The organism is Paenibacillus sp. PK3_47, from assembly GCF_023520895.1.
In the GTDB taxonomy this organism is placed as follows: Bacteria; Bacillota; Bacilli; order Paenibacillales; family Paenibacillaceae; genus Paenibacillus_AQ.
In genome coordinates this window covers 1,085,522-1,108,784 of sequence record NZ_CP026029.1, presented here as the reverse complement: position 1 = coordinate 1,108,784, position 23,263 = coordinate 1,085,522, and the positions used below count along the sequence as shown (strand labels likewise).

The 23,263-nt window shown below is 50.8% G+C and carries 17 protein-coding genes; 15 read left to right on the top strand and 2 right to left on the bottom strand.

The genetic code is table 11. The features are described 5' to 3' along the window. Window positions 1-221 precede the first annotated feature (221 nt). The 5 genes from C2I18_RS05090 (at window position 222) to holA (ending at window position 4,978) form a co-directional block, all read left to right on the top strand. Window positions 222-863, top strand: coding sequence for a bifunctional 2-keto-4-hydroxyglutarate aldolase/2-keto-3-deoxy-6-phosphogluconate aldolase (locus C2I18_RS05090; protein WP_249900196.1), 642 nt, complete (start codon window positions 222-224; stop codon window positions 861-863). 227 nt (window positions 864-1,090) lie between these two features. Next, a complete protein-coding gene (locus C2I18_RS05085) occupies window positions 1,091-1,324 on the top strand; it encodes a hypothetical protein (protein WP_249900195.1) in 234 nt (77 codons plus the stop codon). Window positions 1,325-1,610: 286 nt separating this feature from the next. Continuing rightward, the gene (locus C2I18_RS05080; protein ID WP_249900194.1) at window positions 1,611-2,162 is read left to right on the top strand and encodes an RNA polymerase sigma factor; all 552 of its coding nucleotides are present in this window, start codon (window positions 1,611-1,613) and stop codon (window positions 2,160-2,162) included. After that, window positions 2,159-3,418 carry an anti-sigma factor family protein gene (locus C2I18_RS05075; RefSeq protein ID WP_249900193.1) on the top strand — a complete coding sequence of 420 codons (1,260 nt, stop codon included), beginning with the start codon at window positions 2,159-2,161 and terminating at the stop codon, window positions 3,416-3,418. Before C2I18_RS05080 ends, C2I18_RS05075 begins: the two co-directional genes overlap by 4 nt. 540 nt (window positions 3,419-3,958) lie before the next feature. Beyond that, window positions 3,959-4,978 (top strand): DNA polymerase III subunit delta, encoded by a 1,020-nt coding sequence (gene holA, locus C2I18_RS05070; RefSeq protein ID WP_249900192.1) that lies wholly within the window; start codon window positions 3,959-3,961, stop codon window positions 4,976-4,978. A 162-nt stretch (window positions 4,979-5,140) separates the two neighbouring features. On the opposite strand, the gene rpsT is transcribed toward holA, so the two are convergent. Then, window positions 5,141-5,413: a 30S ribosomal protein S20 gene (rpsT, locus tag C2I18_RS05065; protein ID WP_020428112.1), complete on the bottom strand. Its 273-nt coding sequence runs from the start codon at window positions 5,411-5,413 to the stop codon at window positions 5,141-5,143. A gap of 277 nt (window positions 5,414-5,690) precedes the next feature. On the opposite strand from rpsT, the gene gpr reads away from it, so the two are divergent. The 10 genes from gpr to dnaJ all read left to right on the top strand — a co-directional run bounded on the left by gpr (window position 5,691) and on the right by dnaJ (window position 18,286). Next, entirely contained in the window at window positions 5,691-6,701 is a 1,011-nt protein-coding gene (gene gpr / locus C2I18_RS05060) for a GPR endopeptidase (protein ID WP_249902009.1), read from the top strand. 668 nt (window positions 6,702-7,369) lie between these two features. Next, on the top strand, window positions 7,370-8,737 hold the full coding sequence (locus tag C2I18_RS05055) for a stage II sporulation protein P (protein WP_249900191.1): 1,368 nt from the start codon (window positions 7,370-7,372) through the stop codon (window positions 8,735-8,737). Window positions 8,738-8,805: 68 nt separating this feature from the next. Next, window positions 8,806-9,297, top strand: a complete 492-nt coding sequence (locus tag C2I18_RS05050; protein WP_249900190.1) for a hypothetical protein — start codon at window positions 8,806-8,808, stop codon at window positions 9,295-9,297. Between the two features lie 135 nt (window positions 9,298-9,432). Next, window positions 9,433-11,247 (top strand): translation elongation factor 4, encoded by a 1,815-nt coding sequence (gene lepA / locus C2I18_RS05045; protein WP_249900189.1) that lies wholly within the window; start codon window positions 9,433-9,435, stop codon window positions 11,245-11,247. A 146-nt stretch (window positions 11,248-11,393) separates the two neighbouring features. Continuing rightward, window positions 11,394-12,566, top strand: a complete 1,173-nt coding sequence (hemW, locus tag C2I18_RS05040; RefSeq protein ID WP_249900188.1) for a radical SAM family heme chaperone HemW — start codon at window positions 11,394-11,396, stop codon at window positions 12,564-12,566. A 174-nt stretch (window positions 12,567-12,740) separates the two neighbouring features. Continuing rightward, window positions 12,741-13,148 (top strand): GNAT family N-acetyltransferase, encoded by a 408-nt coding sequence (locus tag C2I18_RS05035; RefSeq protein WP_249900187.1) that lies wholly within the window; start codon window positions 12,741-12,743, stop codon window positions 13,146-13,148. 207 nt (window positions 13,149-13,355) lie between these two features. Then, window positions 13,356-14,387 carry a heat-inducible transcriptional repressor HrcA gene (gene hrcA / locus C2I18_RS05030; RefSeq protein WP_249900186.1) on the top strand — a complete coding sequence of 344 codons (1,032 nt, stop codon included), beginning with the start codon at window positions 13,356-13,358 and terminating at the stop codon, window positions 14,385-14,387. 48 nt (window positions 14,388-14,435) lie between these two features. Then, entirely contained in the window at window positions 14,436-15,026 is a 591-nt protein-coding gene (grpE, locus tag C2I18_RS05025; RefSeq protein ID WP_249900185.1) for a nucleotide exchange factor GrpE, read from the top strand. Window positions 15,027-15,202: 176 nt separating this feature from the next. Beyond that, window positions 15,203-17,044, top strand: a complete 1,842-nt coding sequence (gene dnaK / locus C2I18_RS05020; RefSeq protein WP_249900184.1) for a molecular chaperone DnaK — start codon at window positions 15,203-15,205, stop codon at window positions 17,042-17,044. A 120-nt stretch (window positions 17,045-17,164) separates the two neighbouring features. Next, window positions 17,165-18,286 carry a molecular chaperone DnaJ gene (gene dnaJ / locus C2I18_RS05015; protein WP_249900183.1) on the top strand — a complete coding sequence of 374 codons (1,122 nt, stop codon included), beginning with the start codon at window positions 17,165-17,167 and terminating at the stop codon, window positions 18,284-18,286. 159 nt (window positions 18,287-18,445) lie between these two features. On the opposite strand, the gene C2I18_RS05010 is transcribed toward dnaJ, so the two are convergent. Beyond that, entirely contained in the window at window positions 18,446-22,972 is a 4,527-nt protein-coding gene (locus C2I18_RS05010) for a S8 family serine peptidase (protein WP_249900182.1), read from the bottom strand. Between the last annotated feature and the right edge of the window lie 291 nt (window positions 22,973-23,263).

Sequence of the window (23,263 nt, the reverse complement as noted above, 5' to 3'; positions counted from 1 at the left end):
GGAAAGTGATAATAAAACCTTGTATTATAAGGGGATTTCTTTTCCTTACTGTACTTCTACTAAAAATTCACATAAAAATAGGTTGACGGGAGAGCGCTTTATTATTACTATTTTTGATAGGTGAGAAACAGTAGTGTTAGTAAAGTAAATAAAAAAGTTTATCTAAATTATTGTTCTATATTCTATCATTCCTATACCCGATACGAGAGAGGAAGTTAATTATGAAAAAAATTAAAGTGCTGCAAAATATCACATCCGTTGGCGTAGTGGCGGTAATCCGTGCTGATAATGCGGACGATGCATACCGTATGTCTGTTGCCTGTATCGAGGGCGGACTGACCAATATCGAAGTAACGTTTACTACACCTGATGCGGATGTGGCCATCAAACGCCTTGTTGCAGACTATGGAAGCAAAGCGGTAATCGGTGCAGGCACGGTGCTTGATCCGCTTACAGCCAGAATTGCTATTCTGGCCGGCTCTGAATTTGTGGTCAGCCCTTCCTTTGAAGAAGAGACCGCCAAAATGTGCAATCTGTACGGCATCTCCTACATGCCCGGCTGCATGACGCTGAATGAAATGAAGGAAGCGCTGAAGCTGGGGGTAGACGTGCTGAAGCTCTTCCCGGGCAGCGCCTTCGGACCAGACTATGTCAAAGCTGTTAAGGGGCCGATGCCGCATGTTAACATTATGCCTACCGGCGGTGTGGATCTGGAGAACATGGGACAATGGATCAAGAACGGATGCATCGCTGTTGGGATCGGCGGCAACCTGACTGCACCGGCCAAGGAAGGCCGCTATGACCAGATTACCGAGCTGGCCGCGAAGTATGTGGCGAAGTTCCAGGAGATCAAAGGCGCATAATACGTGCTGCCAAAAGCATTTCATATTAAGGCCGTATGACTGGATAACAGTTGTACGGCTTTTTTTGGCGTATCAGGAAGTACCTATGTGCGGATAGTTGGCATGCCGGTAGCGGGAGGTGTATAGAATAAGCAGGAAAAAAGTAGACTATAGTATTGAAGAAGGCTGCCTTGAAAAGTCGGGGACAACCTCTCCGAGTTCTCAATAACCTGCCGGGAGTGAACAAAATGTCTTCTTATAATAACAGGATGCTAAGTCCGGCTTCCGAGGAGGAAGCGGAATATGTAGAAATCGCCTGCGGCGGTTACGGGTGCAGGGTAACAGAAGGGCAGATTTACAAGCTGGAGCGCAACTGCAATAATCCGCATATTTTTGAGTACGGGGAAGCCTATATCGTCGATGATGATAACAAGGACAATTATGCGGTTCTGCTGCTTTGCAAGACCAATCTCTACAAATAGGAAGTAATGATGTTTAGCTCTGCAGGATTTCCCCGAAGCTCACTTGGTGGGCTTTTTTTATTGCATTTTTGTAACAAAGTTTTGCAAAAGAATGTTTGAAGAATGCACGCCACCCTTGTATGCTTAGTAAGGATTGCCGGCTGTACGGGGCAGCCCCGGGCTGAAACCGCTGATCCCAATAAGACGTAATATGTAAAGTTTGGTATTCTAAAAATAAGCATTACAGGCTTGCAACAAATCCGCAGTCTTGCGCGTCAGTAAGATTGCATAGAGAGGGGGAACCTTCGTGGTGGAGCAGGGACTCATCAGAGCCGCTCAAGCGGGCGATCGCGACGCTCTAATCACCCTATTGCGAGAAATTGAAGGGCATGTCTACAAAACGGCCTTCTACATTTTGCATAATGAACAGGACGCTCTGGATGCATCACAGGAAGCGCTCATCAGAGTGTATACCAAAATTGGTTCCTATGAAGAGAAGGCCCAGTTCAAAACATGGGTTCAGCGGATCGTGACCAATATTTGCATTGACAAATTCAGGCGTTCAAAGCCGACCGTTTCGATTGATGAACACGAAATGGTATTCCAGGACAATAAACATAATGTGGAGCGCGAGGTCTTGTCCGGCTATCTGGCGGAGGATATCCGCGAGGCGATTGACCAGCTCCCGGAGCATCACCGTACGGTGATTGTACTGCGTTATTTGCAGGATTTTTCCTACAACGAGATTGCAGACTGTCTGGACCTGCCGCTTAACACGGTGAAATCCTACCTGTTCAGGGCAAGGCAGCAGCTGCAGAATAGACTACAGGAGTATCAGAAAGGTGGTGTATCAGGATGAAATGCGCGGAGGTGATGGAATGGATGCACCGCTATCTGGATCATGACTTGAGTCAGGACGAAATCATTGAAATGTTCCGTCATATCGATAATTGTCCTTCCTGCGCGGATGTCTTTGACCGGCTGACGCTGCTCTCCCAGGAACTTGAGCAGCTGCCGGACGTGAAACCACCCTTTAGTCTGGTTGACTCGATTCTGCCTCAGCTTGACAAGCTGGATCAGGATATTCAGCAGCAGAGCATGGTTAGTGAAGAAGATTCGGGCAAGGTAGTGCCTATTACACGCAAAAGCAACCGCGGCAAAACCGCTTCGAAGGGCACCTCCATGGCGGCCCGGACAGGCATAGGAGCAGTGGCGGCGGCGGTTATTCTTTTTATAGCAGTCTTTAATATGCCTGACAGCCTTCCGCAGGCGGAAGTAGAACAGTCTCTGTATCAGGCTGCGGAAACAAGCAGTGATGATGCGGCGATGAACAAGATGGCTACGGAATCAGAGGCTGCATATGAGAAGGGTGCCGAGAATGGTGCCGGGAACGGTGCAGAGAATAGTGCCGGGAACAATGCGGCTGACCCTGAGATGCAGAATGCAGTACCGGAAGTGACTGCATACGCCGGGAACCTTGACCAGAATACGGCCCGTGATGCAGGCCCGGCTGAACCGTCTGCAGCACCTACCCAAAGGGCCGAGCAGGCTCCGGCCGCGAGTGAAGCTCCGGCAGTACGCAGCAAGGTGCCGCCGGCAGCACACAAGACGGCAGCTCCAACCGCTCCGGCTGGTGCGGCAGATACGGCTGATGAAGGTCAAGCCGGCGATAGTATGTCCAGGATCGAAAGCAGCGATACAGCTGACAATGATGCAGCGAAGCAGGAGGATTCCCCTCCGGCCCGCAGCGCGGATATGGGAATTATGAGCATGCTGCCTGCTATGGTGGAAGAGGATTCGTGGAGTTCTCCGGACGGTCGTTACGCCGCAGAGCTGGCCGGGCAGCAGCTGGTCATTTACGCCCTCCCCGCCAGCGGCATACAGGAGGAACGGACGGCAGTGACTTCTCTGCCCCTGGAAGGCACGTGGGTGTCAGGGACCTGGTCGGAAGACGGACGGCAGTTCACCTATGTGACACTGCAGGATGGAGCGGAAATCTCCAAGGTGTATACCGCGCCCGAGACTGCTGCTTCACCTTCGGCCTCACCGCAGGCATCGGCGTCTGCAGAGCCAGAAGCTATGCCTACGCCGGGTGCAGGGGCCGGCAATAAATAATAGTATATATAGATTGAACTTAAAAATATGATATTAGGGGAAAGTGACGGAGGAGAAGTTTGGAACTGTAGGAGCGATAGTGTCCGCCTGAAAGCTTTCCGTAGGAAAGCTCGCTTCGAAAGCGTAGGCATCACCGGGTTTCAACTGCGGAAAGCAGTACAAATCAAGAAATTCTTACGGCAACAGCGGCCGGAAGTCCAAACATTCTCTGGAGTCATCCCAGTCCCAGAATAGAAAATTACAAGTTCAATCTATATAACGGAACTTTTTGCGGGGGTCCGGAATATGCTAAGGTAAGGACAGGAATTGACGAACCGCGAGAACCATCGGTATGACCGGCGGAAGGGGAGTTTCTAGAGCTTTTCCTTCCGTCGTTTATATAGATGCGCCGCTGAAACGGAGCAACTTTGGCCATGGCTGCCGGAGCTGCTCCGTTTTTGCGTGTGCAAAGATATCATTGCCGGGGCATTTTTGTTAGAATATAAGAACGGTTCAGTTGAACGGCTGGGCAAGGAATGAAGTGGAAAAGGAAGTGGCAGGATGGATGCCAAAACGGCGGCCAAAGACATCAAGCAGGGGAAAATATCACCGCTCTATGTTCTTTACGGCAGTGAGAAGTTCCGGATGAATGAATTTGCAGCCTTTCTGGAGGATCATCTGATCGCCAAAGAGGATCGGGATTTTGCAGTAATCCCCTTTGATCTTTCCGAGACGCCGGTGCAGGCAGTGGTGGAAGAAGCGGAGACAGTGCCGTTTATGGTAGAGCGCAAGCTGCTGCTGGTACGTGATGCTTCCCTGTTCACAGCGGGCAAGGAAAGTGCGAAGATTGAGCACCGCGTAGAGCTGCTCAGCGAGTATATGCAGCATCCGGCTGAATTCAGTGTTATCGTGTTTATGGTCAACAATGACAAGCTGGATGAACGCAAAAAAATCGTCAAGGCAGCCAAGGCTGCCGGGACGGTGCTGGCCTTTAACCCGCTGGGTGCAGAAGAACTGCTGCGCTGGGTGGAGAAGGGATTCCGGGACCGGGGCTGCAGCACGGCGCCTGGGACTCCGGAGGCATTGGTGGCCAATGCCGGCACTGGTCTGCAGGGCTTGTCTGCAGAGATGGACAAGCTGAGCCTGTTCGCCGGCCAGGGCGGTACGGTTACGCCGGCAGATGTGGAGAGCCTGGTGCACAGGGGCACGGAACAGAATGTGTTCACACTTGTAGAGGATATAGCCAACCTGCGGCTGGACAAGGCCCTTAATACGCTGTATGAGCTGCTGAAGCAGCGTGAGGAGCCGATTAAGATTGCCGCGCTGATTGCCAGGCAGTTCCGGATTATTCTGCAGGTCAAGGATTTGTCGGCGCTCAGTTATTCCCAGGGCCAGATCGCCTCGCAGCTCGGGCTGCATCCGTATGCCGTCAAGCTGGCAGGCGAGCAGGCCCGTAAATTCGACAGTCAAAGACTGCGCCAGATTATGAGCATCCTGGCCGATTTGGATGTCCAGATGAAGACGGGGGCTATAGACAAGGTTCTGGGGCTGGAGCTGTTCATGCTCCGGCTGGGTGCCTGAACCCCGGCGGTTACTGAAAGACAAACAGCCTTCCTTTTTTCGCTAGCTGCGGAGAGGGAAGGCTGTTTCCGTTAAGGCACATATTAAAGCACAAAAAAACCTAACCGTATGCAGCATAGCGGTCAGGTTCTTATAGTGCTCATTATGAATGTCGCTCTTGGCTTAAGCTTGAGCCTTCAGAGCGTTCAATTTCTTCGCCAAGCGGGATTTTTTGCGGGCAGCCGCATTTTTATGAACCAGACCTTTAGTTACGGCCTTGTCCAGCTTTTTGGAAGCAGCTTGGAAAGCAGCTTGAGCAGTTTCAACTTCCGTTCCTGTCAGTGCTACATCAGCAGTTTTCACAGCTGTACGAAGCGCGGATTTCTGGGAAGCGTTCAGTGCGCGGCGTTTTTCGGTCGTCTTGACGCGTTTAACGGCGGATTTGATATTTGGCATTGCATTCACCTCCTGGAAGACATTCATTCGAAATCATCAAATGATTCACAACTTAAAATATCTTAGCATGACTGCTAGCAAATTGCAACATAAAAAGCATAGGAGCAGCCTTTCAAAAACAGAAATATTGAGCCCTTGGCAGTGTGGCGGAGGAAAGGCTTCTTTTAAAATTTGAATTAAAGCTTAGCGGATTGTATAAACCGGTCCGTTCTCCCGCACACTATCGGCAAATAGCAAAGCATATGCTCTATACAATTATAAGGAGGCTGAACGTGTGATGGAACTGGATCTTCAGCTGTATTCAGTACGGACGGACTTGGCTGTGGAAGCAAAAGAGATGGCCCAGGGACCGCAGAAAACACCGATTCCAGGTGTGAATGAGGAAGTGGAGGAAGCGGATGGAATCAAAGTTACCCGGCTTGGAGTAGCTACTGCCGCCGGCTCCCAGGCCATCGGGCGTGCTCTCGGAAATTATGTAACACTTGAAGTTCCGGCGCTGCGCGGCGGGGATACGGGCCTGCAGCAGAAAGTATCGATTGTCTTTGCCCGCGAATTTGAGCAGTTTCTGGCCAGAATCGGCATTAACAAGAACTCCTCTGTACTGATTGTGGGCCTCGGCAACTGGAATGTGACGCCTGACTCCCTCGGTCCGCTGGTGGTCGAGAATGCGCTGGTTACCCGGCAGTTTTTTGAACTCGTTCCGGATCAGGTATCTCCGGGTTACCGCAAGGTGAGTGCGATTGCTCCGGGTGTGCTGGGCCTGACCGGTATAGAATCCAGTGAGGTTGTACAGGGGATCGTCGACCGCACGAAGCCGGATGTCATCATAGCGATTGATGCATTGGCGTCCCGTTCACTGGAGCGGATCAATACGACAATTCAAATTGCCGATATCGGCATTCATCCCGGTTCGGGAATCGGCAATAAACGCCGCGGCCTGACGAAGGAGATTCTGGGGGTTCCCTGCATAGCGATCGGTGTCCCTACCGTTTGTTACGCTTCAACTATTGTAAACAATGTGCTGGAAATGATGAAGAACCATTTCGGCCAGATGGGGGAAGGCGCGGCGCACACCAAAGAAATCATGGGGCTGCTGGATGATATTTCCGAGCAGGAGCGGCTGGCGCTGGTTAAAGAGGTGCTGGAGCCGCTGGGGCATGACCTCATCGTGACTCCCAAGGAGATCGATGAATTTATTGAGGAGATTGCCAATATCGTCGCCAGCGGGCTGAATGCCGCGCTGCATGATGCGGTGGACCCCGGCAATGTCGGAGCTTATACGCATTGACAATTGAAAGCCCGCGAAGGCGCCGTATGGCGATGCCTGCGCGGGCTTTTTATTGTTACCGCATGCCTGGGGCTTGGGCAAGGATGAAAGGGAAAACTCAGGCTGTCGAGAAAGTCTCAACAGACTTCTTTTCATAAGACTCCGCGTTAATGATTACCGGCTCCAACCCGACGCCTCACGCGCACCAGAACCTATTGGATACTTGACAGTACTAATGCTAACGGACCCCAGGTCCGTTATTTTGCGCTGGAGGTAGGTTTTGGAATCGTAACGGACCGTGGATCCGCTATTACATCCGAAAAGGCGTCTTTTTATCCAACCTTTGGCGGAATAACGGAACTACGGTCTGTTAGCGGTAGAAACGGAGAGAATTCCGGCAAATAACGGAAGCAGGGTCCGTAAGCGTGAGAATGGGGAAACGGCAATTAACGGATGCATAATTCTTGCGCCGACTGCCATATGTCTGGGAACATGTGCGGTTGACGGCAGGTGCCTATATAGAAGTTATTTTCAGCAGGACTCTCAGCAAGACTCTTTAAAAAGAAAGCTCAACATGGGCCCTGATTCTTCTACTCTCTCTTTCTATACTTTCAGTTCTAGTCTTCCTTCCCGTCTCATAGATTTGAAGTATAAGAGATTACAGAGGGCTGGAGGAGGACATAACAATAATGAACAAAAAATGGTTTCAGCTATGGAATATCGGCCGGCTGCGGAGTAAGGTGCTTGATATTCTGTCACTGGGAAGAACACTGCTGCTGCTGGCCGGAGGTTCGCTTGTGTTTTTTATGCTGCTTGGGGCAGGCGGATTAGCCGGCCAGAAGCTCAACGCCTCACCCGTTCCATCCATGAAAGGTTTGGCTGCATCGCTGTCGAGCGGGTTCTTTATGGAGCTGCTCGGCATGGAGGTGCCGCATTTGCCGAAAGGGGATGAGCCATCCGCTTTCTCGGCTCCCAAGGTCACTTCCTTTGTGTTCCGGATGCTGACAAGCGTCGATCCCGGCAATCCGAAAAGTCTGCTCTCGCGGGAAGTACCGGGTCTTGCGGCGGATGATCCTTTTCTGCTGCGGGAAGGCTCAGGGGGGACGGCGGGTGCTCCGGCAGACTACCATCCGGGAACGGATGAATTAGCGGCAGACGATCTGCAGAGTGATCCGGGAACAGCCGGAGGTTCAGAAGGTCCCGGTACACCGGCGGATAGCGGATCGGACAAGCCGGACGCGGCGGCCACACCGCCGCCCCAACCGACAGCGGCGCCTGACTCCGGCGCAAACGCCGGTGGAGGTGACGGAGGCAGCGGCCGGGAAAATGCCGGGGAGAATACCGGAGATACTTCCATTAAACGTATTCTGATCTACCATTCGCACCCCCGGGAGGCTTATAATCCGCTGCTCGGAGTACAGAGTGATAACCCCAGTTCGGCTGTTCCTTCCAAAAATGTAATGCTGGTAGGCTCCTATCTGACAGAGAGACTGGAGAAGCTCGGCATCGGCACCATTCACTCCAAGGATGATTATGTAACAGAGGTGCCGGACTACAACTGGAACTTTTCCTATAAATATTCGCGGATCACCATCAAGGCTGCGCTGGCTGCCAACGAGGAAATGACGGACCTGATCGATATTCACCGTGATTCTCAGCGGCACGGCAAAACCACCGCAGTTATTGACGGAAAAAGCTACGCACAGGTCTATTTTATCCTTGGGCATGCCAATAAAAACTGGAAGAAAAACGAAGCCTTCTCCAATTCAATCCACCAGCTGCTGGAGAAACGTTATCCCGGCCTGTCCCGGGGGATCTGGGGCAAAGCTTCGGGCAACGGTAACAACGGGGAGTATAACCAGAGCCTGTCTCCTAACAGCGTGCTGATCGAAGTAGGCGGGATCGATAACAGTGCCGAGGAGCTGAAACGGACGGCAGATGTCCTGGCGGAAGCGATCGCCGAAGTGTACTGGAATAATCATGACGCTGAAAAAGCGGCTGCGCCTGACTATACAGCAGATGACAAAGCTGTACAATCCTCTGCCGGGGTCTCCTAAAGCGCGTGCGTTTACAAGTTGTAGCGGTGGATGATGTCTAAGCAAGTCATAAAAAGGAGGAACCTCTGATGTCGCGGATCGGAAAAAAACTGACGGTGGTCGGAATTTGGGCGGGAATCGGAATTTTGATCGGTCTGCAGTTTGGCGGCGGCAGCGGACCTTCGAATTCGCAGATCCTGCCGGGATACAGTAAAGGTACCGGTACCGTCCAATCTGTACAGACGCCGGGAGCTGCTCCCGGTCAAGGCCAGGGCGTGGCTCAGGGCGGGCAGGCTTATGTCTACGTGCCTGTTGCCGTAGATCCGGCAACAGGCGCTTATACCCTAATGCCTTCAGCGGGGGGGCTGGGTGCCGGCAGCGGCAATACTCCTGACTCCGCTGACCTGCCCCAGGAAGAAGCGGAAGATTACAGCACATTGACCCCCGAGCAGATTCTGATTCCCGAGGAAGAGGGGAGGGCGGTGGATGTGCTGGCAGACAAAACCGCAGGCCTTCTGCAGCAGGCTTCGCAGAAAGGCATCCGCTGGGTTGTCTCCCTGTTTGATTCAGCAGAAGAGTGAGAGTTCTAAACGCTCCGGCTTTTCCTGGCAAAGGAAGGGCCGTTTCTTTTACTTTCCGGGCCGCCGGGATTGCTGGGGCAGTCCTGTACTGCTATAATAAGAGGATTAACATTAGGCTGTCTGTGGGGGTAAGGAATGACTGACGTTCAGAAAAGACAACAACAAATCCGCAATTTCTCGATTATTGCACATATAGACCACGGTAAATCGACACTGGCTGACCGCATTCTGGAGTACACTGGAGCACTCAGCTCGCGCGAAATGCAGGAGCAGGTGCTTGACCAGATGGACCTGGAGCGCGAACGCGGGATTACCATTAAGCTGCAGGCCGTGCGTCTTACCTACCGGGCCGATGACGGCCAGGAGTATTTGCTGAACCTGATTGATACACCGGGGCACGTCGACTTCACTTACGAGGTCTCACGGAGTCTTGCTGCCTGCGAAGGCGCACTGCTGGTAGTGGATGCCGCTCAAGGCATCGAAGCCCAGACCCTGGCCAATGTGTATCTGGCGCTGGACAACAACCTGGAAATTTTGCCTGTCGTTAACAAGATTGATCTGCCGAGCGCAGACCCGGAACGGGTGAAGCAGGAAATTGAGGACGTAATCGGACTCGATGCCAGTGAAGCCGTGCTTGCTTCCGCCAAAGCCGGTATCGGGATTAAAGAAATTCTGGAACAGGTAGTCAAGCAGGTTCCGGCACCGTCCGGTGACGCTGATCAGCCGCTGAAGGCGCTGATTTTTGACTCCCACTATGATCCGTACAAGGGCGTTATTGTCTATGTCCGCGTCATTGACGGCAAAATCCGTGCCGGTTCGAAGATCAAAATGATGGCGACCGATAAAGTATTCGAGGTTATCGAGGTCGGCGCATTTATGCCGCGCATGAGCATTGTGGAAGAGCTTAATATCGGCGACGTAGGCTTTATCGTAGCCGGAATCAAGCATGTCGGCGACACCCGTGTCGGGGATACGGTAACGGATGCGAAGAATCCGACACCGGAGCCGCTGCCTGGTTACCGCAAGATTAACCCGATGGTATACTGCGGTCTCTATCCGATCGAGACTTCAGACTATAACGACCTGCGTGAAGCGCTGGAGAAGCTTCAGCTTAATGATGCTTCGCTCAGCTTTGAGCCGGAGAGCTCCAGTGCACTGGGGTTCGGTTTCCGCTGCGGCTTCCTTGGACTGCTGCACATGGAGATTATCCAGGAGCGCATTGAGCGCGAGTTCAACCTTCCGCTGATTACGACGGCGCCGAGTGTTATCTACCGGATTGCACTGACAAACGGCGAGGTTATACAGATTGATAACCCTTCGAACTATCCGGAGATCGGTACCATTGATTATGTCGAAGAGCCTTATGTCAAAGCTGCGGTTATCGTTCCGAATGATTTCGTCGGAACTGTAATGGAGCTTTGCCAGAACAAACGCGGTGAGTTTGTGAACATGGAGTACCTGGATTCCAACCGGGTAACAATCACTTACCAGATCCCGCTTTCGGAAATCGTTTATGATTTCTTTGATCAGCTGAAGTCCGGAACAAAGGGCTATGCCTCCTTCGATTACGAGATTTCCGGCTACCGCCAGTCGAATCTGGTGAAGATGGATATTCTCCTTAACGGAGAGCAGGTGGATGCCCTGTCGTTCATCGTCCACCGCGACCGCGCGTACAACCGCGGACGCATTATCTGCGAGAAGCTGCGCGGCATCATTCCGCGGCAGATGTTCGAGGTGCCGATTCAAGCGTCTGTCGGAACCAAGGTTGTGGCCCGGGAGACCGTTAAGGCGATGCGCAAGAACGTTCTTGCCAAATGCTACGGCGGTGACATCTCGCGTAAGCGGAAGCTGCTCGAGAAGCAGAAGGAAGGTAAGAAACGCATGAAGCAGGTCGGCAGTGTTGAGGTGCCTCAGGAAGCATTCATGGCGGTGCTTAAGATCGACGAATAACTGCGGCTGCTGACGAAAGTCCTGCTGCCGTCTGGCAGATATTGACGAACAGACACTGAAGGGAAGCCTCACGGCTTCCCTTTTCTGGCTATTACAATAAGCCATTTATATAGAGGTTAACAAGAACAGACAAAAAGGAGACAGCTATGACAACCCAAACCAACGGCCGTCCCCCTGAGGCCGTATATATCCATATTCCGTTTTGCACGAATAAGTGCTTTTACTGTGATTTTAACTCCTATGTCCTGAAGGATCAGCCGGTGATGGACTACCTGCATGCCCTGGACCGGGAGATGGAACTGACTGTGCAGCAGACTCCTCCGGGTGTAATCAAGACAATCTTTGTCGGCGGAGGGACACCAACCGTGCTGAAGCCGGATGAAATGGCCTTTTTCCTGAAGTCGGTCCGCAGGCATTTTCCGCATTGGGATGAGAATATCGAATTTTCAATGGAGGCTAATCCGGGAACCACTGATAAGGACAAGCTGCAAGTGATGAAGGAAGGCGGCGTGAACCGGGTGAGCTTCGGCGTTCAGGCTTTCCAGAATGAGCTGCTGAGCGGCATTGGCCGCATCCATAATGTGGATGACGTCTACCGCAGTCTGGAGAACGCCAGAGCCGTCGGCTTGAACAATCTGTCTGTGGATCTCATGTTCGGTCTGCCGAACCAGACGGTAGAGATGCTTGCCGAGAGTGTGCGTAAGGCGCTGGAGCTTGATCTGCCCCATTATTCGATCTACAGCCTGAAGGTAGAGGAGAATACGCTTTTCCACACCCTGTTCAACAAAAACAAGCTTCCGCTCCCCAGCGAAGAGGATGAACTGGAGATGTATCTGCTGCTCATGTCGAAGATGGAAGCTGCAGGCTACGGCCAGTATGAAATCAGCAACTTTGCCAAACCCGGCATGGAGAGCCGCCATAATATTACGTACTGGCGGAATGAAGACTATTACGGGCTTGGCGCCGGAGCACACGGCTATGTAAAACGCCGGCGGCATATCAACATTAAGGGGGTTAACCCTTATGTTGAAGCATCCCGCAGCGGGCTGCCGCGTCTGGATACCTTTGAAATCCCTGTGCAGGAAGCGATGGAGGACTTTATGATGGTAGGCCTGCGCATGCGTGACGGGGTATCGGACGAGGCCTTTCAGGTGCAGTTCGGCAGATCAATGGAGGAAATTTTTGCTCAGCCGCTGCATAAGATGCTGAATGCGGGCCTGCTTGAGCATGAGGGCGGCGTCTACCGTCTGAGCAAGCAGGGAATTCTGTTTGGTAACGATGTTTTCGGAGCGTTTGTCGGCGCTTTGACAGAGGTTTAATTTTAAATATCCCTTGAATTGTAATTCACCATGTTGTATATTTATTCATATTAACAACAAGGGGTGAGTCAAGTGCTTGTCAAGCCGGAAATGCTTCGCCATACAGCTTCTCAGGAAGACCAGACAGTAATATGCAGAAACGCCACGGTGGAGGATGTAGAACCACTGTATTTAATGATAGAAGAATATGCACAACGTGGAATTATGCTGCCCCGTTCAAGGCAGGCACTGACTCGCCAGATCGACCAGTTCGTCATTGCCGAGATTAACGGGCAGTTCGTCGGCTGCGGATCGCTGTTCAGACTGGGAAATGATCTTGTGGAAGTCCGTTCCATTGGCCTGCGTGATGAGGGCAAGGGGAAAGGTGTAGGCACGATGATTCTGGATAAGCTGACAGAGGAAGCGAGACGTCAGGGGATTCCGAAAATTATGGCGTTAACCTATGCCGTTGATTTTTTTCTCAAGAACGGCTTTACCGTCGTCGAGAAAGAGATTTTTCCCGAGAAAGTATGGACGGATTGTGTGAACTGCAAGAAGCAGCATGCCTGCGATGAAATTGCCGTTCTTAAGATGCTGGGCTAATGAACCGGGCAGGCAGCGGCCGGGGCCGGACTTATATAAATAAAGAACCGCTCCGCTCTAAGGATCGCGTTATTTAGCGGGGCGGTTTTTTGATGCCGAACTGACTTGACAATCTCAAGGTCAGTTTGGTATTTTTGTATTAGTGGTTAGCACTCATCTAGACAGAGTGCTAACGAATCGGAGCCACAGCCGATAGGAGGGGATTACATGTTAACTGAACGCCAGAGAATGATACTTAACGCTATTGTAGATGATTATATTTCTTCCGCTGAGCCGGTAGGCTCACGCAGCATTTCCAAACGCGGAGATGTAGGTTACAGTCCTGCTACCATTCGTAACGAAATGGCTGACCTGGAGGAATTAGGATATCTCGAGCAGCCCCATACATCGGCAGGCAGAATACCTTCACATAAAGGCTACCGCTATTATGTGGATCACCTGGTACCGTGGAATTCCGCCGAGTCGGCCGATATGGGCACGATCCGCGCTTTTTTCGCCGAGAAGCTGAATCAGACAGAACAGGTTATCCAGCATGCGGCAATGATTCTTTCCAATATGACGAATTACACTTCCATCCTTCTGGGACCGGAGGTTTTTCATACTTCATTGCGCCATTTTCAGCTGCTTCCGCTTGACGGCAACCATGCCGTCGCGATTATTGTAACCAGCACCGGACAGGTGGAGAACCGGACGGTTCAGATCCCTCCGGAGATTTCACTCTCCGAAATGGAGAAGGTGGTCAACCTGCTGAACAGCAAGCTGGTGAATGTACCGCTATATAAGCTGAAGAGCCAGCTCTATTCCGAGCTGGGCGAAGAAATGCAGCGCCACATTTCCCACTATGAAGAATTAATGCAGGTGCTGGACCAGGCGCTGGAAAGCGATCATGAGCAGCGGATCTATCTTAGCGGAGCGACCAATATGCTGACCCAGCCGGAGTTCAAGGACGTCGACAAGGTCAAGACGATTCTCGACCTGCTGGAAGAGACGCCGACCCTGCTCAAAATGCTGGCCCCCGCTTCCGGCGGACCTGGTATACAGGTGCGCATCGGTACGGAGAATAAGCATGAGGCCTTTGCGAATTGCAGTCTGATTACCGCCAGCTATTCTCTGGACGGCAAGGCACTGGGAAGCATCGGCATCCTGGGACCGACCCGTATGGAGTATGCCCGGGTAATGGGGATCCTCGGGATTTTATCCCGGGATTTGACAGCAGCGCTGGCACACTGGTATAAGTGAACAGAGTATAACTGACAACACGGATGATTTTAAGGAGGTGAAGACAACTTGAAAGAGGAACAGGTGCAAGATTCAAACGAGATTAAAGATCAGGCTATAAATGAGAACCAGGCGGCTGATGAGGCCGAAGCAGCACAGGATAACGGCTCATCTGCAGCTGAAGAGACCTTCGAGGAGGCTTCGGAGAGCGGTGAGAGCGTGAAGCGCCTCCAGGCGCTTGCTGAGGAGCATCAGGCACGTGCGCTGCGTGTGCAGGCTGATTATGATAACTTCCGCCGCCGGACCCTGAAGGAAAAAGAGGAGCTGGCGCAATACGCGACTTCCAAGCTTGTGAACGAGCTGCTTCCGGTTCTGGACAACTTTGAACGTGCGTTGGCTACAGCTCCGGCAAGTGCGGATTCCGAGGCATTTTCCAAGGGCGTAAATATGATCTTCCGTCAGCTGGAGGGAGTACTGAAGTCTGAAGGGCTCACAGCTATGGAGACCGTAGGTCAGCCTTTTAACCCTGAATATCATCAGGCCATCATGCAGGTGGAAAGCGATGAGCATGAGGAAGGCATCGTGACGGAAGAAGTCCAGAAGGGCTATCTCCTGAAAGATAAAGTACTTCGTCCTGCCATGGTCAAAGTCAGCATGTAGCTTGTCTATATAAGGCCGGTTGTAACCGGCTGCCTTAAGCTGATGTCTAAGCCGGAATAGACCTCCGGAGGCATCGTTATGGACCGGCAGGATCTGTTAAGCATTTTGCTGATCATTATTATTGAAATATCTGCAGGAGCCATAAGCTCCATATCATTTTGAGGAGGCACATTACAGTGAGTAAAGTTATCGGTATTGACCTTGGTACTACCAACTCTTGCGTTGCAGTTATGGAAGGCGGCGAAGCCGTCGTTATCCCGAATCCGGAAGGCGCACGCACAACCCCTTCGGTTGTAGGCTTCAAGAAAGACGGCGAGCGTATCGTCGGCGAAACAGCTAAACGCCAGGCTATCACGAACCCGGACCGGACTATTGCTTCCATTAAACGTCATATGGGTACAAGCCACAAAGAAAGCATTGACGGTAAAGACTACTCTCCACAAGAGATTTCCGCTATGATTCTGCAAAAGCTGAAAAGCGATGCTGAAGCATACCTGGGACAGACAGTAACACAAGCGGTTATCACGGTACCGGCTTATTTTAATGACAGCCAGCGTCAAGCGACTAAGGATGCAGGTAAAATTGCAGGTCTTGAAGTTCTGCGTATTGTGAACGAGCCTACAGCGGCTGCACTGGCCTACGGTCTGGAGAAATCCGAAGACCAAACGATCCTCGTCTATGACCTTGGCGGCGGTACATTCGACGTATCGATTCTTGAGCTGGGCGACGGGTTCTTTGAAGTAAAAGCTACAAGCGGTGACAACCGTCTCGGCGGTGATGATTTTGACCAGGTCGTTATGGACTTCCTCGTAGCAGAATTCAAGAAGGAACAAGGCATTGACCTGAGCAAGGACAAAGCGGCTGTACAACGTCTGAAGGATGCTGCGGAAAAAGCGAAAAAAGAGCTGTCCGGCGTACTGACAACTACTGTATCGCTTCCGTTCATCACGGTTGTTGACGGCGTGCCTCAGCACTTGGAGATCAACCTGACCCGTGCCAAATTCGATGAGCTGACTGCCGGCCTGGTAGAACGTACACTCGGACCTACACGCCAGGCACTGAACGATGCAGGCATGACTCCTGCTGACCTCAACCGTATCGTTCTCGTGGGCGGTTCCACCCGTATTCCTGCAGTACAGGAAGCGATCAAGAAGCTTACCGGCAAAGAGCCGCACAAAGGCGTTAACCCGGATGAAGTAGTAGCTCTTGGTGCTGCTGTTCAAGCAGGTGTATTGACAGGTGATGTAAAAGACGTGGTTCTGCTTGACGTAACTCCGCTGTCTCTCGGTATCGAAACTGCAGGCGGCGTGTTCACGAAGATGATCGAGCGTAACACTACGATCCCTACAAGCAAATCGCAAGTGTTCTCGACCTTTGCTGACAATCAGCCAAGTGTAGAGATCCACGTTCTTCAAGGTGAACGCCAAATGGCTAACGGCAACAAGACGCTGGGACGCTTCATGCTGAACGAGATTCCGCCGGCACCTCGCGGTGTGCCGCAAATCGAAGTTACCTTCGACATCGATGCCAACGGTATCGTTAACGTATCGGCAACAGACAAGGGCACCAACAAGAGCCAGAAGATCACTATCACTTCCTCCAGCGGCCTGAGCGACGCTGAAGTGGAACAAATGATGAAGGATGCCGAGTTGCACGCTGAGGAAGACCGCAAGCGTAAAGAACTGGTAGAAGCGAAGAACTCTGCTGACCAGCTTATCTATTCCACAGATAAAGTGATCAAGGATCTTGGTGACAAGGCCGATGCTTCCGAAGTTGAAAAAGCTAACGCAGCCAAGGACAAACTCAAAGCTGCAGTAGAAACTGACAATTTGGAAGAAATCAATGCTGCAACAGAAGCGCTGACAGAGGTCGTCCAACAGCTGTCCGTGAAGCTGTATGAACAAGCTCAAGCTGAACAAGGTGCTGAAGGCGGCCAAGGTGCTGCTGAAGGTACAAAGAAGGATAATGTTGTAGATGCAGACTATGAAGTTGTTGACGATGAGAAGAATCAAGGTTAACCTTAAACGATAAATCTTATGGTGTACGAAGGGAAGGTCAAAACCGGGGCATCCCGTGTTTTGCCTTTCCTTTTGACATGTTAAAGGCTTTATGGATATTGATGTGCGGAGGTGAAAGCAGTGGCAGATAAACGTGATTATTATGAGGTTCTGGGCATTGGCAGAGATGCATCAGACGATGAAGTGAAGAAGGCATACCGCAAGCTGGCACGCCAGTATCATCCGGACGTCAACAAAGCCAGCGACGCAGAGGCGAAATTCAAAGAAGTGAAGGAAGCCTACGATGTACTGAGTGACGGCCAGCAGCGCGCCCGTTATGACCAGTATGGCCATATTGACCCTAACCAGGGAATGGGCGGCGGCTTTGGCGGCGGCGGGGATTTCGGCGGACTTGGCGATATCTTCGATATGTTCTTCGGCGGCGGCGGACGCCGTGATCCGAACGCTCCGCAGCGCGGCGGCGACTTACAGTACACCATGACCATTGAATTCAAGGAAGCGGTGTTCGGCAAAGAAACCGACATTACCATTCCGCGTACGGAGTCCTGCGATACCTGCTTTGGCTCCGGGGCTAAACCAGGCACCAAACCGGAGACCTGTTCCGTATGCCACGGCAGCGGCCAACAGGAATTCGTCCAGAATACACCGCTTGGACAGATGCGTAACCGCCGTCCCTGCTCGAATTGCAGCGGCTCAGGTAAGATCATTAAGGAAAAATGTCCAACATGTGCAGGACAGGGTAAAGTTAAAAAGCAGCGCAAGATCCATGTGCGCATTCCTGCAGGCGTCGATGATGGCGCACAGCTGCGCATGAGCGGTGAAGGCGAAGGCGGCACACGCGGCGGCCCGGCCGGCGACCTCTATATTGTCATCCGCGTGAAGAGCCATGATTTCTTTGTGCGCGAAAATGATGATATCATGTGCGAGGTTCCGCTTACGTTCGCTCAAGCAGCACTCGGGGACGAAATTGAGATCCCTACCTTAACGGAGAAAGTGAAGCTCAAAATTCCTGCGGGAACACAGACCGGCACCTTCTTCCGCCTCAAGGGCAAAGGCGTTCCGCGTCTGCGCGGCAACGGCACAGGCGATCAGCATGTGCGTGTCATTGTTGTAACGCCAAGCAAGCTTAGCGATGAACAGAAGGATCTGCTGCGGCAGTTTGCTTCCTATGACGGTGAGAACACCCATGAGCAGGAGCAGTCTTTCTTTGACCGTGTGAAGCGTGCGTTCCGCGGGGACTAATTGCATTCCATGATTACAAGCTCTCAGTTTCTGCATATTTGCAGAGACTGAGGGCTTTTTTACAGAAATTCAAAAGAATTATAACAGAAAACGGCCGCTACCTAGAACTAAAGGTAGCAGCCGTTTTTCTTGCCCTAATCAGATCATATATTCTTAAAATTAATTAGAGCGGAGATCCTCAAATACACGATGCAGAATTACTGCAGCTTGAGCTCGGGTTAAAGTACCGCCCGGATTAAAAGTGTTGGCCCCTTCGCCTTTGAAATAGCCTTTGCTGACAACGAAAGCAACGGCATTTCTGGCACTTTCAGAGATCTTAGGAGTATCTTTGAAGTTTAAGCTGCCGATAGCTCCCGCCGTATCAGCCTTTAAGGCTGCCGTAACAATGAGTACAGCTTCTTCGCGGGTCAACACTTCACGGGCACCAGTTTCCTTAATACGAGAAGTCCAAGTATCTCCTTTGCCAAGCAGCCTGTCGAAAAGAGTAAGCAGTTCAGCACGATTCAAGCTGTCGGAAGGTTTGAAACTGCCATCAGTTCCTTTACCGGCGATAATTCCATGCGCAGCCAGAACTTCAATGTCATCCTTGGCCCAATGTAAGGCAGTATCTTTAAAGCCAGTATTATGCAGTGCAGCAGCACTATACGTACCGTCACCAGTAACTATGAACTGCAGGACACCGTTCTCAGACAGTGTACCTGCTTGCAGATACGAAACTTTACCGTCTGCAGTGTGTTGATAGGCTGCTGTCTTGCGGACATCCTTTTGCCCATCATCGTTCAGTGTAAGAATTACTGTTAATGGTTTGCCGCTTGTCCAGCCATTCTTGATAGTCAGCAGGGAGGAGCCAATATCAACGAGCGCTGCGCTTCCTGCAAGACTGGCAATGTCGGCTCCTTCTGCAAGGCCGATACTCATATCAATGCCATTGACAGTAATAAAGTCTGATAGTGTAGCGGCTGGAATTAGCAGTGCGAATCCTTTTCCGGCTAATCCAAGTGCTTTACCTGTGGTCTTAAGCTTCTCGGCTTGTGCTGCAGTTAGCTTGATACTGACTTTACTGTATTTGGAAAATTCAACATCAGTGAGATCAAGGGAAGCTGCGGTATCCGAAGCTTTCTCCAAGGAAGCAGTAAGGGCTGCCTCAGAGATAGCCAGAACTGCCGATGGTTTACCACCTGCTGGATCAGTAGTCTCAGTAAGCTGGCCTGCAGCTAGAACAGTGCTGTTATTTAAGGATGATACCGGACTGGATGAACCTGTCGGGCCAGTCGGGTTAGTTGGTATAGTTGGTACTGGTTTTTTCACAATAACATTCACTGTTGAGAGTCCGGCAGGAACTGTTGCTGAATAAGCGTCGCTCCAGAGCAGGACATCAGATAATGTAAAGGTGTAAGTTCCCTCAGTAGTTGGCGTAAATGTAAATTTACCCAATGATCCAGTACCGGATTCAGTATACGCTCCGTCTGTAAGGTGTACACCGTATTGCAGAACATCAACTTCTTCATCCAAGTGAATAAGATTAGTGAATTCAGGCAGGACTTCACCTGGAAAGTTGGCTTCTTGATAGGTTGCCAGCTGTACGCTGGACGTAATCGATGGGGCCCCCATTTTATTGTCGTACAATAAGTTGAAGGTTGCGCCATAAATACCATATACATTATCAGTTACTGAGAACCCTACATCAATTGTTACTGGTTGTCCCACATAAGCTTCCAGATTTGAAGCAGATGGTGCAACAGTGTAGCTGGTTACATCAGTGTCGTAACGCAGCAGCTGTGCATATTCTGCCTCGCCGTTTCCTCCAAAGTCATAAGCGTAAATATAGAATTGGTTCAGTCCATCGTTCAGCGGTACCTCAATCTCAAAATATCCGGATTCATCAATGAACCCGTCAGACTGCAGAGGCTCTCCGTCTATTCCTTCGAATACTGCGGCAACCCCCAGCCAATCATTGAGATCCTCTCCGAATGCGCGAAGTTCGAGAAGTAAATCATAAGCGATATATCCGCTAACGACTGCGGTTCTTTGCCCTTCCTCCTCCACCTGTGACTGTTCGGTTATGGTTAGCCCGCTAACGACAGGTGCCTCTGTGTCGACAATAAACATGATGGATTGATCATCAAGACTGGTTGTGTCATTCAGTACCGGTGTAATCGTATAGATTCCATCCTGAAGATGTACCTTATCTTTGCTGCCCTGAGTGAATACGGTTCCGTCCCATTCAAGGGTTTCATACATTCCGCGGTAATACTTCTCACCAGTTGCATATACATCACCCACAACAGTCCCGGTATATAGGTCTGCTACTTCCATACGAAGACTGTCTACCGGTTCATGTACAGAGAATGAGAAGTCGGTGTAATCCAAGTAATCATCCCCATTAGGAGAGATTACATCGTTACCAACATAAAGATCAGTAACAGTGTCAGGACGCAGTTCTTCACCTACTGCTACACTAAGAGGCAGGGTCAGGGTTTCAGGAGAGACGGAACCTGCTTCTGTCAACGTTAGAATTGCTTCGTAAATTCCTGCCTTTACATTGGCATTAACCGTCAGAGGAACTTCGAAATAATTTCCGGCCGTTACATCGGAGAAGGAAGGCAGAGTAATTCCTTCATGATCAGTACGCCATTCTACGCTGACACTGTACTGCTTCGCATTGCTGGTCAAGGCGTCTACGTATACTGTTTTGGATACTGTCGCCGGCAGGTTAGTCTGCAGTCCGTAAGACAAAGAGCCTGTGTCATAGCTTTCTACAGGAATATCAGGCCGACCTGTGTCCAGCAACTCACTGACCCGGGCTATGGAATTGGCGTTAACGACCTTGGACAGATCAATCAGTCCTGCACCTTGTTCATGCAGACTGTAAAATTTGCCTTTACGGTCTACAAGTGAAGTTGCATTATTGCTCAAGAGCACTTTAACCTGATCCGGAGTTAAATCAGGGTTTATATCAAGCAGCAGTGCCGCAGCTCCGGCTACATGCGGACTGGCCATGCTGGTTCCGTTTATCCGGGCGTAGCCGGTCGCGCTTTCCCACTCAGGTACGGAGGAGTTGATGCCGACACCCGGAGCCAGAACGTCCGGTTTGATCGTGAAATCCGGTAGGGCAGGACCGCGTGAACTGAAGCCTGCAAGCCAGTTCTTGGTATCAAATATAATGTCAAAATCAAGGGTGCTGCTGCCGGCTTCCAGCGTTTGCTTAATCAGTGTCCCGTCTTCTTTAGTGATGCCATAGGTGGGAACGCCACTCGCGTCAACAGCTAAATTCAGCTCACCTAACGTATTATTCGCGATAAGCAGTCCGATCGCACCTGCATTAGCGGCATTTGCCGATTTGGATACAAAGGTGTATGTTCCGCGGTCTACAAGAGCAACTTTGCCTTTTACATCAACTTTTGCGAAATCCTCTGGCGAGCCAAGTCCGGCATAGACAACCTCTTGTCCGATCGCCGATGAAGGAAGCTCTTCAGAACCGGCACCGAGGATGCCATAGATGTTGTCAACTTCACCCACCTTAAAGATATTCACGTATGCCGGTGTAGTAGAGGCGCCTACAGAGATAGTGCGGTGCGCACCGCCGGGAGTGCCTACAGTTTGAGCTTCCGGTCCCGCATTTCCTGCGGCCAGGACCACAGTTACGCCTGCCTTAGCGGCATTGTCAACGGCGATGGCATCCGGTGAGTATTGCTGGTTTACATCGGTACCGAGTGAAAGATTAATGACATCAATCTTATCTTCATTGGAAACAGCCAGTTCTATTCCTTTGATGACATCGGCTGTGGTCCCGGTACCGTATGGTCCAAGTACACGGTAGGCATAGATGTCCGCATCTGGAGCGACACTCTTGATAATGCCCGACACATGAGAGCCGTGGGAGGTCTCATACGGATTGCCGTCAATTGGCAGATATTGCGGATCGGGTTCGGTCTCATAAGGATCAGTGTCGTCGTCAACGACATCATATCCGCCTTTATAGGAGTCAGCTAAGTATGAATGCTTATGATCAATACCTGTATCGATCACTGCAACCTTGATACCGTCACCTCTGATACCTGCATCGTTTAACTTATCGGCATTGAAGATATCGCCGTTTCCGACAATTTCCTGTACCGAACCGCCTGAGCTGGGAGGAGCTTCGGTCTCTAATGCATGGACAGTCTGGTTTGAAAAGATTGCTTTAACGCCGGGAAGAGCCAGCAGCTTGTCTACCTGATTACCGGGAAGTGTCACGGCATAACCATTAAATACTTCGGTATATTCATGGCCGGTAACAGCGCCAAGACGTGAAGCGGCAGACTTGAAAGTGTTGTGCTCAGCACGGAGAAGATTGCGTTGCAAAGAAGGAGAGAAGCCCTTCTTGTTATCGGCTTGGCTTTCTACAACCTTGACGGGGTCATTCTGAAGCTGGACTATAACAGTTAAGGGCGCGGAGCTGTTGCTTGTGCCGGCATAGTTTTGTGGTTTGATTGCTGTTGAGGTTGCATGAAGATTGAATTGTTTCAGAGAATCTGTTGTAGTGTCCAGTCTGGAGTTTAACAATGAAGTATGGTTCTTAAGGTTAGGAGATGGCGGCAGAAAATTGCCGGCGTTAGCAGAAGTAGCGGAAGGGAAAATTAGAGATACTGCTAAGCTGAAGCTTGCTGCACTTATGCCGATTTTGCGGATGGAGCGTTTATACATTTACATAGTCCTCCCCAGCGTCATTTAATTAGTTTATACAAAGAGTTCTGGTCCAGCATAAACCTCCTTTTTTCGAGAGTGGAAAGACAGACAAAAAGAATGAGAAAATTACATTTATTTTATAAGAAAACGATAGAATGATATATACTACTTTCGTACCATATCATGGAAAAAATGATCAATTAGTGAATTATTCCGATTTATTAGATAGGAAATAAATATGGAATGGCAGACAGCCATTTTAGTAGCACAAAATGTGTATAATTAATGACCCATCAGCCCAAAATAAAA

Coding starts and splice junctions, on each gene's coding strand:
- hemW (WP_249900188.1), top strand. CDS start 11,394: ATGACAACCCAAACCAACGGCCGTCCCCCTGAGGCCGTATATATCCAT.
- rpsT (WP_020428112.1), bottom strand. CDS start 5,413: ATGCCAAATATCAAATCCGCCGTTAAACGCGTCAAGACGACCGAAAAA.
- C2I18_RS05075 (WP_249900193.1), top strand. CDS start 2,159: ATGAAATGCGCGGAGGTGATGGAATGGATGCACCGCTATCTGGATCAT.
- gpr (WP_249902009.1), top strand. CDS start 5,691: ATGGAACTGGATCTTCAGCTGTATTCAGTACGGACGGACTTGGCTGTG.
- C2I18_RS05085 (WP_249900195.1), top strand. CDS start 1,091: ATGTCTTCTTATAATAACAGGATGCTAAGTCCGGCTTCCGAGGAGGAA.
- holA (WP_249900192.1), top strand. CDS start 3,959: ATGGATGCCAAAACGGCGGCCAAAGACATCAAGCAGGGGAAAATATCA.
- C2I18_RS05090 (WP_249900196.1), top strand. CDS start 222: ATGAAAAAAATTAAAGTGCTGCAAAATATCACATCCGTTGGCGTAGTG.
- C2I18_RS05010 (WP_249900182.1), bottom strand. CDS start 22,972: ATGTATAAACGCTCCATCCGCAAAATCGGCATAAGTGCAGCAAGCTTC.
- C2I18_RS05050 (WP_249900190.1), top strand. CDS start 8,806: ATGTCGCGGATCGGAAAAAAACTGACGGTGGTCGGAATTTGGGCGGGA.
- C2I18_RS05035 (WP_249900187.1), top strand. CDS start 12,741: ATGATAGAAGAATATGCACAACGTGGAATTATGCTGCCCCGTTCAAGG.
- lepA (WP_249900189.1), top strand. CDS start 9,433: ATGACTGACGTTCAGAAAAGACAACAACAAATCCGCAATTTCTCGATT.
- hrcA (WP_249900186.1), top strand. CDS start 13,356: ATGTTAACTGAACGCCAGAGAATGATACTTAACGCTATTGTAGATGAT.
- C2I18_RS05055 (WP_249900191.1), top strand. CDS start 7,370: ATGAACAAAAAATGGTTTCAGCTATGGAATATCGGCCGGCTGCGGAGT.